Annotated in this window: 12 protein-coding genes; 6 read left to right on the top strand and 6 right to left on the bottom strand. The window is 72.0% G+C overall.

Translation table 11 applies throughout. The annotated features are described in order from the left end of the window. Positions 1–5: 5 nt before the first annotated feature. From GT042_RS34585 to GT042_RS34575, 3 genes are read left to right on the top strand one after another with little or no spacing between them, the layout of a single operon-like run. Positions 6–1,031: an iron chelate uptake ABC transporter family permease subunit gene (locus GT042_RS34585; RefSeq protein WP_161312642.1), complete on the top strand. Its 1,026-nt coding sequence runs from the start codon at positions 6–8 to the stop codon at positions 1,029–1,031. A gap of 2 nt (positions 1,032–1,033) precedes the next feature. After that, positions 1,034–2,143: an iron chelate uptake ABC transporter family permease subunit gene (locus GT042_RS34580; protein ID WP_161312641.1), complete on the top strand. Its 1,110-nt coding sequence runs from the start codon at positions 1,034–1,036 to the stop codon at positions 2,141–2,143. Between the two features lie 4 nt (positions 2,144–2,147). Next, positions 2,148–3,038, top strand: a complete 891-nt coding sequence (locus tag GT042_RS34575) for an ABC transporter ATP-binding protein (RefSeq protein ID WP_161312640.1) — start codon at positions 2,148–2,150, stop codon at positions 3,036–3,038. 61 nt (positions 3,039–3,099) lie between these two features. Here GT042_RS34575 and argB read toward each other — a convergent pair whose 3' ends face one another. Together argB and GT042_RS34565 are read right to left on the bottom strand one after the other, a co-directional pair. After that, positions 3,100–3,969 carry an acetylglutamate kinase gene (gene argB, locus GT042_RS34570; protein WP_345944027.1) on the bottom strand — a complete coding sequence of 290 codons (870 nt, stop codon included), beginning with the start codon at positions 3,967–3,969 and terminating at the stop codon, positions 3,100–3,102. After that, a complete protein-coding gene (locus GT042_RS34565) occupies positions 3,966–4,913 on the bottom strand; it encodes a methionyl-tRNA formyltransferase (RefSeq protein WP_161312639.1) in 948 nt (315 codons plus the stop codon). Before GT042_RS34565 ends, argB begins: the two co-directional genes overlap by 4 nt. A 76-nt stretch (positions 4,914–4,989) precedes the next feature. Here GT042_RS34565 and GT042_RS34560 point away from each other — a divergent pair, with 76 nt between their 5' ends. Further along, positions 4,990–6,354: a lysine N(6)-hydroxylase/L-ornithine N(5)-oxygenase family protein gene (locus GT042_RS34560; RefSeq protein ID WP_345944026.1), complete on the top strand. Its 1,365-nt coding sequence runs from the start codon at positions 4,990–4,992 to the stop codon at positions 6,352–6,354. Positions 6,355–6,389: 35 nt separating this feature from the next. Here GT042_RS34560 and GT042_RS34555 read toward each other — a convergent pair whose 3' ends face one another. The 4 genes from GT042_RS34555 to GT042_RS40005 form a co-directional block, all read right to left on the bottom strand. After that, positions 6,390–7,571 (bottom strand): PP2C family protein-serine/threonine phosphatase, encoded by a 1,182-nt coding sequence (locus tag GT042_RS34555; RefSeq protein ID WP_237531484.1) that lies wholly within the window; start codon positions 7,569–7,571, stop codon positions 6,390–6,392. A gap of 127 nt (positions 7,572–7,698) precedes the next feature. Next, positions 7,699–8,370, bottom strand: a complete 672-nt coding sequence (locus GT042_RS34550) for a response regulator transcription factor (RefSeq protein ID WP_161312638.1) — start codon at positions 8,368–8,370, stop codon at positions 7,699–7,701. After that, positions 8,367–9,704 (bottom strand): sensor histidine kinase, encoded by a 1,338-nt coding sequence (locus GT042_RS34545; protein WP_202534564.1) that lies wholly within the window; start codon positions 9,702–9,704, stop codon positions 8,367–8,369. The genes GT042_RS34550 and GT042_RS34545 overlap by 4 nt, the downstream gene beginning before the upstream one ends. Positions 9,705–9,750: 46 nt before the next feature. Further along, positions 9,751–11,964, bottom strand: a complete 2,214-nt coding sequence (locus GT042_RS40005; RefSeq protein WP_161312637.1) for an MMPL family transporter — start codon at positions 11,962–11,964, stop codon at positions 9,751–9,753. A gap of 275 nt (positions 11,965–12,239) precedes the next feature. Here GT042_RS40005 and GT042_RS34535 point away from each other — a divergent pair, with 275 nt between their 5' ends. Together GT042_RS34535 and GT042_RS34530 are read left to right on the top strand one after the other, a co-directional pair. Further along, positions 12,240–12,812, top strand: a complete 573-nt coding sequence (locus GT042_RS34535; protein ID WP_161312636.1) for a cysteine hydrolase family protein — start codon at positions 12,240–12,242, stop codon at positions 12,810–12,812. Positions 12,813–12,975: 163 nt separating this feature from the next. Then, a partial coding sequence (locus tag GT042_RS34530) for a hypothetical protein (protein ID WP_161312635.1) occupies positions 12,976–13,447 on the top strand: 472 nt, incomplete at its 3' end.

The following is a 13,447-nucleotide window of genomic DNA, read 5'->3' as shown; positions in this document are numbered from 1 at the left end:
GTTCGGTGACCCGGGCGAAAGCCCCTCGCGCGGTGCTGCTCGTGGCACTGCCCGGCGCCGCCCTTCTCACTTTGTGCCTGCTGTCGATCGCGTTCGGAGCGCTGAGCGTTCCGCTCGGCCAGGTCGTGGAGACTCTGTTCGGCCGCGCGCCCAGCGCGCGGATCGACAGTGTCATCTGGTCGGTACGGATACCCCGTACCGCACTCGGTCTGGCGGCCGGGGCCGCCCTCGGGCTGTCGGGCTGCCTGATGCAGGCCCTGACCCGCAATCCGCTGGCCGACCCCGGGGTGCTCGGGGTCAGCGCGGGCGCGGCCTTCGCCATCGCGGTCTCCGTCGGGGTGTTCGGCCTCGGGTCGGTCTACGGCTACATCTGGTTCGCCTTCGCCGGGGCGCTGTTCGCGAGTGTGCTGGTGTATCTGCTGGGCGGGCTCGGGCGATCCGGTACGACACCGGTCAAACTCGCCCTCGCCGGGGTCGCGATCACCTCGCTGCTCTCTTCGCTGACCAGCGCCGTCGTCCTCACCGACGCGGACGCCCTGAACCGTTTCCGCTTCTGGGAGGCGGGCTCCCTCGCCAACCAGAACGGCGACACGCTCGTCCGGGTGCTGCCGTTCCTCGCGGTGGGCGCCGTCCTCGCCCTCGCCTCCGCGCCCGCGCTCAACAGCCTGGCCCTGGGCGACGACGTGGCGGCCTCCCTGGGACTGCGGCTGGGGCTGATACGGATCCAGGGCGTGGTCGCCGTGACCCTGCTCACGGGCGGGGCGGTGGCCGTCATCGGCCCGGTGGTCTTCGTCGGACTGGTCGTCCCGCACGTGGCGCGCATCCTCACCCAGGCGGCGGGCATCGGCCCCGACCACCGGTGGCTGCTGCCGCTGTCGGCGGTGCTCGCGCCCTGTCTGCTGCTCCTCGCCGACATCGCCGGACGTCTGATCGCGCGCCCGGTGGAGATCCAGGCCGGCATCCTGGTCGCCTTCATCGGCGGCCCGTTCTTCATCGCGATGGTCCGCCGCCGACGACTCGCGGAGCTGTGAACATGACCGGTCCGCTGCCCACCCGTACCCCGGCCGCCGTCACCGCGCCCGCGCCGATTCCCCGCCGTACCGCCGGCCGTGTCCCGTTCCGGCTGGCCTTTCCCCCCGTCTCCGGGGTGGTACGGCCCCGGCTGGTCGCGGTCTGCGCCGGCCTCGCCGTCGCCACCTTCCTGATGTTCTGCTGGGGCATGTCCATGGGGGAGATCCCGCTCGGCCTGTCCGACGTGGTGCGGGCCGTGCTGGGCACGGGCGATCCCGGCACCCGGCTGATCGTCCAGGAACTCCGGCTCCCCCGCGCGACCACCGGACTGCTCGTCGGGATCGCCTTCGGGATCTCCGGCGCGCTCTTCCAGACCATGACGCTCAATCCGCTGGCCAGCCCCGACATGATCGGCATCACCCAGGGCGCGGGCGCGGCGGTCGTCGCGGGTCTCGTCCTCGGCTGGGACGCGGGGCTGAGCACCCAATCGCTGGGCCTGGCGGGCGCGTTGGCCGCGGCCCTGCTCGTGTACGTCCTGGCGTGGAAGCGCGGGACCACCGGCTACCGGATCGTGCTCGTCGGGATCGGCATCTCCTGGATCTGCACCAGCGTCACGGACTATCTGATGGCCCGCGGCGGGCAGTTCCAGGCGCAGGCCTCGCTCGGCTGGCTCGTGGGGAACCTCAACGGCCGCGGCTGGAACGAGGTCGGGCCGCTCGCCGTCGCGATGGCCGCGCTCGTCCCGGTCTCGCTCCTGCTCGGCCGCCGGCTGCGGACGCTGCAACTGGGCGACGACGTGGCCAAGGGCCTCGGTACGGCCGTGCAGCCGGTCCGGCTGGCCACGCTGCTCACCGGCGTCGGGCTGGTGGCGTTCGGTACGGCGGCGGCGGGACCGGTCGCGTTTGTCGCGCTGGCCGCGCCGCAGGTGGCCCAGCGGCTGGCCCGTACCGCCTGGCCCCCGCCGGTGGCCGCCGGTCTGACCGGCGCGCTGATGGTGCTGGGCGCGGACCTGGCCGCGCGGGAGCTGATCCCCGACACGGAACTTCCCGTCGGCGTGGTCACCGGGGTGCTCGGCGCACCGGTGCTGCTCTGGCTGCTCGTCCGCGCCAATCGCGTCGGCTCAGGAGGCTGAACCCATGTCATCGAAATCCGCGCCCGACACCGACCCGGCCGCACCCGGGTCGACGCCGACGACCGCCGACGCCGCTGTCGACGACGCCGGCCCCGGCCCCGACCTGCGGGCCGAAGGGGTACGGCTCGCGTACGACAACCGGGTCGTGGTCGACCACCTGGACGTGGCGATCCCGCCCGGCCGGGTCACGGCGATCGTCGGGGCCAACGCGTGCGGAAAGTCGACCCTGTTGCGGGCGCTGGCCCGGCTGCTGTCGCCGCGCGAGGGTACGGTCCAGCTCGACGGCCGCTCCCTCCACGCCATCCCGACCCGGGAGTTGGCCCAGCGGCTCGGCATCCTGCCCCAGGGCCCGGTGGCGCCGGAGGGCCTGACGGTCATCGACCTGGTGGGGCGCGGCCGTTCGCCGCACCAGACGTGGTGGCGGCAGTGGTCCCAGGGCGACGAGCGGGCCGTGCACGACGCGCTGCGCGCGACCGCCATGACCGATCTCGCGGACCGGCCGGTCGACGAACTCTCCGGCGGCCAGCGACAGCGCGCCTGGATCGCCATGGCGGTGGCCCAGGGCACCCCGGTGCTACTGCTGGACGAGCCGACGACGTATCTGGACCTGGCCCACCAGATCGACGTCCTGGACCTGATCACGGACCTCAACCGGCACGAGAACCGCACGATCGTGATGGTGCTCCACGACCTCAACCAGGCCTGCCGGTACGCGGATCACGTCATCGCCATGAAGTCGGGCGCGATCGTCGCCGAGGGCCCGCCGGCCGAGGTCATCACGGCGAAGACGGTGGAGGAGGTCTTCGGCCTGCGCTGCCAGGTCACGGAGGATCCCGTCAGCGGCACCCCGATGATCATCCCGATGAGCCGCCACCACGAGCCCGCGCTGCCGTGAGAACCCGCTGGACGGGCCCGTCCAGGCCCGTCCAGCGATCGGTCCAGCGATCGGTCCAGCGCTAAGCCCCCGCGTCCGGCACGACCGTGGTGCCCGGAGCTCCCGGCTCCAGCAGGCCCGCCCACAGGGCGTGCGGGACCCGGCCGTCCAGGACACGGGCGGTGGCGACCCCCGCCCGTACCGCCGTGCGGCACGCCTCCATCTTCGGGAGCATGCCCCCGTCCAGGCCGGGCAGCAGGAGGTCCAAATCCCCCGCCGTCAGGCGCTCCACGATCCGGTCGCTGTCCGGCCAGTGCGCGTACAGACCCGGCACGTCCGTCAGGACGACCAGCGTCTCCGCGTCCAGCGCCGCCGCGATCGCGCCCGCCGCCGTGTCGGCGTTGACGTTGTAGATCTCGCCTTCCTCGCCGCGCGCGACCGGCGAGACGACCGGGATGTGGCCGTGGTCCAACAGGACCTGAACGGCTGCCGTGTCGACCTTGGTGATGTTCCCCACCATGCCGAGGTCGACCGGTTCGCCCGCCACCCGCGCGTAGTGCTTCTCCGCCGTCAAGGTGTGCGCGTCCTCGCCGGTGAGCCCGACCGCGTACGGGCCGTGCTCGTTGAGCAGGCCGACCAGTTCACGCTGGACCTTGCCGGAGAGCACCATCCGTACGACGTCCATCGCCTCCGGCGTGGTCACCCGCAGCCCCGCCTCGAAGCGGGACTCCAGCCCGTGCCGGGCCAGTTGGGCGCTGATCTGCGGGCCGCCGCCGTGCACGACGACGGGTCTCACCCCGGCCAGGCGCAGGGCGACGACATCGTGGGCGAAGGCGCGCTTGAGCGCGTCGTCCACCATCGCGTTCCCGCCGAACTTGACGACGACGACCCGGCCGCGCAGCCGCTCCAGCGCGTCCGTACCGGCGCCGGCCGGCGCCAGGACCCCGTTCACGGACGGGCGGTCAGGTAGCCGCCCATGGTCCGGAAGTGGTCCGTGGCCGCGTGCTCGACGCCGTCCTCGGTCCGTATCCGCTTGACCACCAGGCCCTTGCTCCGGCCGAAGCGCGCCTCCGTACCCGCCACGATGACCACGCCGTCGCCCTCGCGGATGAAGATCCGGCCGGGGGTGCCTCCGTAGTTGGCCTGCGAGAGCGCCGCCGAGACGATCCGTATCCGCTCGCCCCGGTGGTACGTGAAGGCGTTGGGGTACGGGTCGGACTGGGCGCGTACCAGCCGTTCCAGGTCCTCGGCGGGCCACGTCCAGTCGATCCGGCTGTCCTCGACGGACCGCTTGTGGAAGAAGCTGGCCCGGCTGCGGTCCTGCGGGACCCACTCCGCGGTGCCCGACTCGATGCGGTCGAGCGAGTCGCGCACGATCGGCCCGATGAGGTCGACCGTACGGTGGAAGAGGTCGGTGGCCGTGTCGGTCGGGCCGACCGGGACGGAACGCTGGAACACGACGTCCCCGGCGTCCAGTTCGCCGTCCATCCGGTGCGCGGTGACCCCCACCTCCCGCTCGCCGTTGATCAGCGCCCAGATCAGCGGCGAGAAGCCCGCGTACGAAGGCAGCAGCGAGTCATGGACGTTGAGCGTGCCGTGCGGCGGCAGGTCGAAGATCTCCGGCGGCAGCCACGTACGCCAGTTGTTGGCGACGATGATGTCCGGCTCCGCCTCGCGCAGCGCCGTGAGCAGCTCCTCGTCGTCGGGACGGTTGCGCAGCAGCACCGGTACGCCGTGCTTCTCGGCGAGTTCGGCCACCGAGTCGTCCCAGATCTTCTCGTAGACGTGGTCGCTCTTGGGGTGGGTCACCACCAGGACCACGTCGTGCGTGGAGTCGAGCAGCGCTTGGAGCGTGCGATGACCCCAGGTCTGGTAGCCGAACATGACGACCCGCATGGTGAATCCTCCTCAGACGTTGCAAGGTAAGGCTAACCTTATCTAACATGTGCCTGCTTAGGGAGGCGATGACGCGGTGAACCCACTGCACAGTGAGCCGGGCTCGGTCCAGGACATCCATGACATCCATGACGTACTGGGCATCGGATTCGGGCCGTCGAACCTGGCGCTCGCGATAGCGATCCAGGAGCACAACGCACGAGTCCCCGACGACGAACGGATACGGGCCGGGTTTCTGGAGAAGCAACCGCGTTTCGGCTGGCACCGGGGCATGCTCATCGACGACGCCACGATGCAGGTCTCGTTCCTCAAGGACCTGGTCACGATGCGGGATCCGACGAGCGACTTCAGCTTCCTGTCGTACCTGCGCGAGCAGGGCAGGCTGGTGGACTTCCTGAACCAGAAGACGCTGTTCCCCCTCCGCATCGAGTTCCACGACTACTTCGAGTGGGCCGCCGCGCGCGTGGACGACGTGGTGGAGTACGGCTCCGAGGTCGTCTCCGTGGACCCGGTGACGGTGGAGGGCGAGGTCCGCTGGTTCGACGTGACCAGCCGCGACCCCGGCGACCCGGAGCGGCGGATCGTGCGCCGGGCGCGCAACCTGGTGGTCGCCACGGGCCTGGAGCCGCACCTGCCGCCCGGGACCGTCCTGTCGGACCAGGTCTGGCACAACAGCCAACTCATGCCCCGCGTCGCGGAGTTGGCGAGGAGCGGCAGGCAGGTGCGCCGGGCCGTGGTGCTGGGCGCCGGGCAGAGCGCCGCGGAGGCGGTCGACTACCTGCACCGCAGCTTCCCGGACGCCGAGGTCTGCTCGGTCTTCTCCAAGTACGGTTACACCCCCGCCGACGACAGCCCCTTCGCCAACCGGATCTTCGACCCGGAGGCCGTCGACATCTACTACCACGCCCCGCGCGGCGTGAAGCAGTCGCTCTTCGACTACCACCGGGGCACCAACTACTCGGTGGTGGACATGGATCTGATCGAGGCCCTCTCCCGGACCATGTACCAGGAGAAGGTCCAGGGCCGCGAGCGGCTGCGCATGCTGAACGTCTCGCGCATCCGTGAGGTCGAACCGCGCGGGGACCAGCTGGACATCACGGTGGAGTACCTGCCGACCGGGGAGCGGGAGGTGCTCACCGCGGACGTCCTCGTCCACGGGACGGGCTACCGGCCGCAGGATCTCGGCGAGCGCCTGGGCGGCGTGGGCAAGCTGTGCCTGCGGGACGACGAGGACGCGCTCCTCGTGGGGCGTGACCACCGGGTGGTCACAGCCGCGAACGTGACCGCCGGGATCTATCTCCAGGGCGGTACGGAGCACACCCACGGGATCACCTCGACCCTGCTGTCGAACACGGCGGTACGGGCCGGCGAGATCCACGAGGCGCTGCGCGCGGAGCGCGTGAGCCGGGGGCCCGCCCCGGTGAGGAGCGGCACCGTCTGAGGACGGGCCGGCGGGGGCGGCGTGCGGACCGCGGCTCAGGCCGCCGGCGGCTCCGACTGCTCCCGCAGCCGCTCCAGGGCGACCAGCGCCACATCGTCCTCCAGCCGGCCTTCGACGTGCTCCAGCAGATCCTTCACCAGGCGCTGGAGCAGCTCGTCGGGGTCGGTCCAGAGCAGGGAGTCGAAGCGCTCGTGCGCCGGGTAGAACGCGCCGGTGCCGTCCCGGGCCTCCAGCAGGCCGTCGGTGTGCAGGAGAAGCGTGTCGCCCGACTCCAGCGGGAAGCTGTCCAGCCGGTAGTCCTCGGCGTCGCCCGCCAGGCCGAGCGGCGGCGCGGGGTGCGGCGAGCGCAGCAGCGTCGTGGCCCCCCGGTGGGAGCGCAGGGGCGGCGGATGGCCGCAGCTGATCATCCGTACCACCGGGGCGTCGTCCGGGATCTCCAGGACCAGGGCGGTGATGAACCGCTCGCCGCTGTCCCGGTCGGTCTTGCCGACCTCCCGCAGGTGCCGGCCCACGCTGCCCTCCAGCGAGGCCACCAGCTCCGGCAGGGTGGCGTCACGGTGGGCGGCCTCCCGGAAGGCCCCCAGCACGGCCGCGGCGTCGTCCACCGCCGGCAGGCCCTTGCCCCGTACGTCCCCGATGATCAGGCGGACCGCCCCCGGGATCCGCTCGGCGGCGTACAGGTCACCGCCGATCTGCGCCTGCGCGGCGGCCGAGCGGTAGACGGACGCGATCCGCAGCCGTCCGATCCGGCGTGGCAGGGGGCGCAGCACCGCGCGCTGGGCGGCGTCCGAGACGGATCTCGCCTGGACCAGCGCCTTGAAGTCCAGGTCGCGCAGGCGCCAGAACAGGACGACCAGTCCGCAGACCACCAGCAGGTCGATCAGGTGGATCGGCAGGATCGGTGAGTCCATGAGGCCGTCACGGATGTCGAGCGCGGCGGCTGCCACACACGCCAAGGCGGTGATGAGGGCCGTCCACCGGGGTCCCACCAGCCCGGCGGTCAGCGCCGGCACCGCGACCAGCAGCGACGCCAGGTGGATGTCGACGGGGACCAGGAATCCGACCACCGTCACCGCGCACAGCACCGCCAGCGGCAGGACCGTGGGCGCCTGCCACAGCAGACGGAGCAGGATGGTCTTCCCGGCCGTGGCTCCGGACCAGCGCGCCGGCGAGCCCGGGCGGGCACGCGTGCCGGTGGGGGTCGTCCGTTCTCTCAAAGGGGTGCCTCAAGCGGGGAGCGGGAGCGGGCCGGTCGCGGAACATGGTCTTTGGTGAACCATTGTCCTGATTTTGACCTCGTTCAACTGTACGCGTATCGCACAGAACGTCCAGGGCCGTGTCCCGTCAGGCCGAGCCCGGCTGGACGATGCCCGACTCGTACGCCAGGATCACCACCTGCGCGCGGTCCCGGGCCCCGAGCTTGGCCATGGCCCGGTTGACGTGGGTCTTCACCGTGACCGGGCTGACGTACAGCTGGGCGGCGATGTCCTGGTTGGACAGCCCCCGCCCGACCCAGGTGACCACCTCCCGTTCGCGCGGGGTCAGCCCGGCCAGCCGCTCCGCCGCGTCCGGGTTGGGCCGCTCGGTCTGGGCCAGGAAGCGCGAGATGACGCTCTTCGTGGCGGAGGGCGAGAGGAGCATGTCGCCGGTGGCGATGACCCGGATCGCGTCGAGGAGTTCGTCGGGGTTGATGCCCTTGCCGAGGAAGCCGCTGGCTCCGGCGCGCAGGGCCTCGGCCACGTACTCGTCGTTCTCGAAGGTGGTCAGGATCAGTACCCGTACCCCCGCCAGGTCCTCGTCCGCCATGATCTGCCGGGTCGCGTCGAGGCCGTTCATGCCGGGCATGCGGATGTCCATCAGGACGACCTCGGCCTGGCTGCTGAGGGCCAGCGCGACCGCCTCCCGGCCGTCGGACGCCTCGGCGACGACCTCCATGTCCGGCTCGGAGTCGATGAGCAGCCGGAACGTACCCCGCAGCAGCGCCTGGTCGTCGGCGAGCAGCACCCTGATCGTCATGCGCGCCCGCCACCGAGGAGGCGTACGCCGGTCATCAGGCAGGGGGCGGTGGGTTCGGCGGGGCTCGGGATCGTGCCGGCGAGGCCGGGCTCGGTGACGGCGGGCGCCGGGGCAACGTCGGGGGCGCCGAGAACCTTTACGGGCGGGGAGGCGGCGGTCGCGGGCGGGGAGGCCCCGACGCTCAGCGGCAGTTCGGCCGTGACCCGGAACCCGGCCTCCGGGGCGGGCCGCGCGCCGGCCGTCACGGTGCCGCCCGCCGTCCGCGCCCGCTCGTGCATACCGATGAGGCCGTATCCGATGCCGTTCCCCGTACCGGCGTCCCGTCCGTCGTCCTCGACCGTGATCCGCACCTGGGCCGCCGTGTAGTCGAGCCGCACCCGGGCACGGGCCCGCCCGGCGTGCTTGTGGGTGTTGGTCAGGGCTTCCTGGATGATCCGGTACGCCGTGAGGTCCGCCGTCGCCGACAGCGCCCCCGGCTCCCCCGCGCACACCAGCTCCACCGGCAGCCCGGAGTGCCGGAACCGCTCCAGCAGGTCGTCCAGATCGGCCAGCCCCGGCGCGGGCTGCGTCGAGGGCGCCTCGCCGGGCTGGCGCAAGAGTCCGACCGTGGCGCGCAGTTCGTCCAGGGCCGACCGGCTGGTGTCCCGGATCCGTTCGAGGGCCTTGTACGCGTGCTCCGGGTCGGTGCGCATCAGATGGTGGGCGACCCCGGCCTGGGCGTTGACGAGGGTGATGTGGTGGGCCACCACGTCGTGCAGCTCGCGGGCGATCCGTACCCGCTCCTCCGTCACCCGGCGCAGCGCCACCTCCTCGCGCGTCCGTTCCGCGCGCTCGGCCCGTTCCGTCGCCGCCGCCAGGACCTCCCGGCGGCTGCGGACGCCGTCGCTGATGGCGACGGGCAGGCAGGTCCAGGGGAGGACGCCGAGGTTCATCGGCAGGTTGTCCACGCCGGGCCGGGCGAACAGGGCGACGGCGGTCAGCGCGAGGACGACCGCCCCCGCGACCCGCCACGCGGTACGGCGGCCGGTGTGCGCGGCCATCACGTACAGCGCGATCACGGTCGCGGTGGGGTACGTCTTCTGGAAGTCCGGCTCGATCAGGAACAGCCGGGTGACGTCGAGGGCGGCGGTCACCAGGACGACGGGCACCGGCCAGCGGCTCCCGGCGAGCAGCGGCAGAGCGGTCAGCACCACCAGGCCCGCCGGGACGGCGATGGCGGAGTCCGACGCCCGGAGCGCGACGCTGAGGGTGATCGAGAGGAGCACGACGACGGTCGCGAGGGTCACCACGGCGTCGTGCAGCGCCGGGCGCGCTCCGACCCGGCTCCACACCATGGGGATCACTCGTCCTCCTTCGCCGTACGGGGGGGGCGCCGCGGACTCAGCGCCCGACCGGCACATCCTGCCTGTCGTCCCGGTCCTGCCGGTCCGCCGCTGTGTCCGGGGCGTCGTCCGGGGTCCCCTCGATGGAGAGGTGGGGCAGCAGCTTGTCCAGCCGGCGGGGCAGCCACCAGTTGCGCGCACCGAACAGATGCATCAACGCGGGCACAACAACCATACGCACGAGCAGCACGTCCAGAAGAACGGCGAGCGCCAGGCCCAGGCCGAACTCCGCGACGATCCGCTGGCCGCTGAACATGAAGGCGGCGAACACACACGCCATGATGACGGCGGCGGCCGTGATGATCCGCCCGGTCTCGGCCTGTCCGATCCGTACCGCCCGCGCGTTGTCCCGGCTCAGCGTCCATTCCTCGTGCATCCGGCTGATCAGGAACACCTGGTAGTCCATGGACAGACCGAACAGGATCGCGATCATCATCACCGGCGCGAACGCCTCCACCGGTCCCGCGGCCCCGGCACCCAGCGCCTCGGACACCCACCCCCACTGGAAGGCCGCGACCACCGCGCCGAAGGCCACGCCCATGGTCAGCAGGTTCATCACCACACCGATCAGCGGGACCAGCACACTGCGGAACGCCACCATCATCAGCAGGCAGCCGAGGCTCACGATGATCACGATGAACAGCGGGAGCTTCGACACGATGACGTCGGAGAAGTCGACCCCGCTCGCCGTGCTGCCGCCCACGTAGACCTGGAGGTCGGTGTTCTGCTCCGCCCTCGGGACCACGGTGTCCCGCAGGTGTGTAATGAGGTCGGTGGTCTGCACGGACTGGGGCGAGCTGGTCGGGACGACCTGGATCGTGCCCACGTCCTGGCCGGGGGCCAGCGGCGGGGCCACCACCTGCGCGACCCCCTTCACGTCGGACAGGGCGGCGGCCAGGGACTCCAGCGCCGTCTTGTCCTGGGCGTGCGGCGCCTGCGCCACCAGCAGCAGCGGCCCGTTGAAACCGGGCCCGAAACCGTCCGCCAGCAGGTCGTACGACTGACGGCTCGCGCTCGACGAAGGGTCGTTGCCCGCGTCGGCGCTGCCCAGCCGCAGGGAGAACACCGGCAGGGAGACGACGACCATCACGAGCAGGGCCAGCAGCGCCTTGCCGCGCGGCTTCGCCAGGACGGCGGAGGCCCAGCGGCCCCACACCCCGCGCTGCTCGTCGTGGACCGGGCCGTGTTCGCGCAGGGTCCGCCGCTGCTTGCGGCTGAGCACCCGGTGCCCCATGAGCCCGAGGAGGGCCGGGAGGAGGGTGATCGAGGCGAGGACGGTGAGGGCGACGGTGAGCGCGGAGGCCGCCGCCATGCCGTTGAGGAAGCCGATGCCCAGGGCGTACTGGCCCAGCAGCGCCACCACCACGGTCAGGCCCGCGAAAATCACCGCGCGCCCCGAGGTGTCCAGGGCCCGCGCCGCCGCGTCCTCGACGGATGCTCCGGCCATCAGCCCCTTGCGGTGCCGGTTGACGATGAACAGCGCGTAGTCGATACCCACCCCGAGCCCGACCAGGGCGGCGACGGTGGTCGCCACGTCCGGGATGGAGAGGGTGTGGCTGAGCACGCCGGTGCCCAGGATGCCGGCGCCGACCCCGGCGACGGCGGTGAGGATCGGCAGGGCCGCCGCCCAGAGCGAGCGGAAGAGCAGCAGCATGATCAGCAGCGCCGCGATCACGCCGACGATCTCGCTGGTGGGCTTGAGCTCGTTCTCGGCCGCCTTGAAGGCCTGCCCGCCGTACTGCACGTCGACCGTGTCCGTACGGGCCTGCTTCACGAGCGAGATGACGTGCTCGACCTGCGTCTTGTCCACGTCGTTCGCGGCCTTGTCCAGCGTCACCGCCGCGTACGCGGTCGCCCCGTCCTTGCTGATCTGTCCCGCGCCGCCCTTGGCGTACGGACTGGCGACCGACGCCACCCCGGGCGCCCGGGATATCCGGTCCAGCACCCCCGTGAGGTCCTGGCGCACCGCGCTGTCGGTCACCTTGCCGCCGGTGGTGTGCCACACGACGGTGTCCCGGTCGCCCGAGGCGGCCGGACTGTTCTTCTTCAGCAGGTCCAGGGCCTTGCTGGACTCGGTGCTCGGCGCGGACAGCGTCGTACTGTACGCGCTGCCCACGCTGTTCGACACGGCGCCCAGTCCGACCAGTACCCCCAGCCAGATCAGTGCGGTCAGAAGCCGGTGCCGGTAGCACCAGCGGGCAAGGGCGGACATCGGTCCTCCAGGAACAACGTGCGGCTGAAAGTACGGAAAGCTGCGGAAAGCGACGGGAAGAGCCTCGCGGACGCGGCGGGCGCGGGGCGGGCTCCTCGCCGGGCCCACCTCGCGCCTGTCCCACACTTCCGCAGTACGGCCCGTACGTCGTCCTGCCACCGCAGGCGCCCCGCCTGCTGCGAGCGCAGCAGACAGGGACGCGTCAACCCCGCCCCTGGCGCGTGGCGGGGGAAAATGAATGGAGACGCCCCGGCGGCGAAGGTCATCATGGCCGGATGAACCTTCCCGTGCCGCCCGCAGAGGCCCTGATCGTGGTGGACGTCCAGTCCGCCTTCGTCTCCGGTGACGGGGCGGTGCCCGACGCGGCCCGGCTCGTGGACCGTACGACGGACCTGATCGCCCGGGCCCGCAGGAGCGGCGCGCTGGTCGTCCACGTACAGAACGACGGAGCGGCCGGCGCGGACGACGAGGCCGGCACCCCCGGCTGGGAGCTCCACCACCCCGTGCAGGCGGGCCCGGCGGAGGTCGTGATCCGCAAGACCAAGGACGACGGCTTCGACGGGACACCGCTGGGGAGCCTGCTGGCCGACGCGGGGATACGGGCGCTCGCCGTCTGCGGCGTGATGTCCGAGATGTGCGTCCTGGCGACGGCGCGTACCGCCCTGGCGCTGGGATACCGGGTCGTCCTGCCGCACGACGCCCACGCGACGCAGGACATCCCGGCGAGGCCCGGCCTCGGGGACCGTGTCCCGGCCGCGACGGTCTCCCGGGTCGCCGAATGGGCACTGGGCGCCGGGGTGGAGATCCCCCCGCGCGCGGCGGACGTCACGTTCACAGCCCTCCCCTGAGGGCGGCGAGGAGGAGTGGCGGCGGTGGCGAGCCGTCCGTTGCGCCACTCAGGGCATCTTGACGGTTTCTCGGCGTTTCGTCGCCGGGTTTTGTCGGATATGTGACATTTAGTCAGATGATCGCATGCAGTACGACAATCATCCCGGCTTGAAGGAGCCTCCCATGCCCACGTCGCCCTCCCTCCGCTCCGCCCGCTCCCGCTCCGCCGCCGTCCTCGGCGCGTTCGCTCTCGCCGGCGCGTCCCTGGCCGGGGCGTCGGCCGCGGTCGCCGCTCCCGGCGACAGCGGGGACGTGAGGATCCACAACGCCGGGACCCCCGCCGGCAACACCGGGGACGCCCTGAAGGTCTGCAAGTTCAACCTGAGCGCCTTCAACTTCGAGACGGTCCCGCTGGTGACCTTCACCATCACCGCCGAGCCGCCCACCCCCGCCCTGCCCACCCTGACCGGCTCCATCACGCTCGCGGCCGGGAAGGGGAACACCTCGGACTACTCGCTCCCCAACGGCACGTACCAGCTCAACTGGACCTTCCCCGGCGGGGTGCCCAAGAAGAAGCTCTTCAAGGTCGAGTGCCCGCTGGGAAGCGGCGAGCTCCCCCTCCCGGTCGGGGCCGTGGCCGCGGGCGGCGGCGGGG

This window comes from Streptomyces sp. SID3212 (assembly GCF_009865405.1).
GTDB lineage: Bacteria > Actinomycetota > Actinomycetes > Streptomycetales > Streptomycetaceae > Streptomyces.
This window is presented reverse-complemented; position numbering and strand designations above follow the sequence as displayed.

What these genes read in the sequence shown, in the direction of transcription:
- GT042_RS34580 (WP_161312641.1), top strand. Translation starts at nt 1,034, where the DNA reads ATGACCGGTCCGCTGCCCACCCGTACCCCGGCCGCCGTCACCGCGCCC.
- GT042_RS34575 (WP_161312640.1), top strand. Translation starts at nt 2,148, where the DNA reads ATGTCATCGAAATCCGCGCCCGACACCGACCCGGCCGCACCCGGGTCG.
- GT042_RS34565 (WP_161312639.1), bottom strand. Translation starts at nt 4,913, where the DNA reads ATGCGGGTCGTCATGTTCGGCTACCAGACCTGGGGTCATCGCACGCTC.
- GT042_RS34550 (WP_161312638.1), bottom strand. Translation starts at nt 8,370, where the DNA reads ATGACGATCAGGGTGCTGCTCGCCGACGACCAGGCGCTGCTGCGGGGT.
- GT042_RS34545 (WP_202534564.1), bottom strand. Translation starts at nt 9,704, where the DNA reads ATGGTGTGGAGCCGGGTCGGAGCGCGCCCGGCGCTGCACGACGCCGTG.
- GT042_RS40005 (WP_161312637.1), bottom strand. Translation starts at nt 11,964, where the DNA reads ATGTCCGCCCTTGCCCGCTGGTGCTACCGGCACCGGCTTCTGACCGCA.
- GT042_RS34535 (WP_161312636.1), top strand. Translation starts at nt 12,240, where the DNA reads ATGAACCTTCCCGTGCCGCCCGCAGAGGCCCTGATCGTGGTGGACGTC.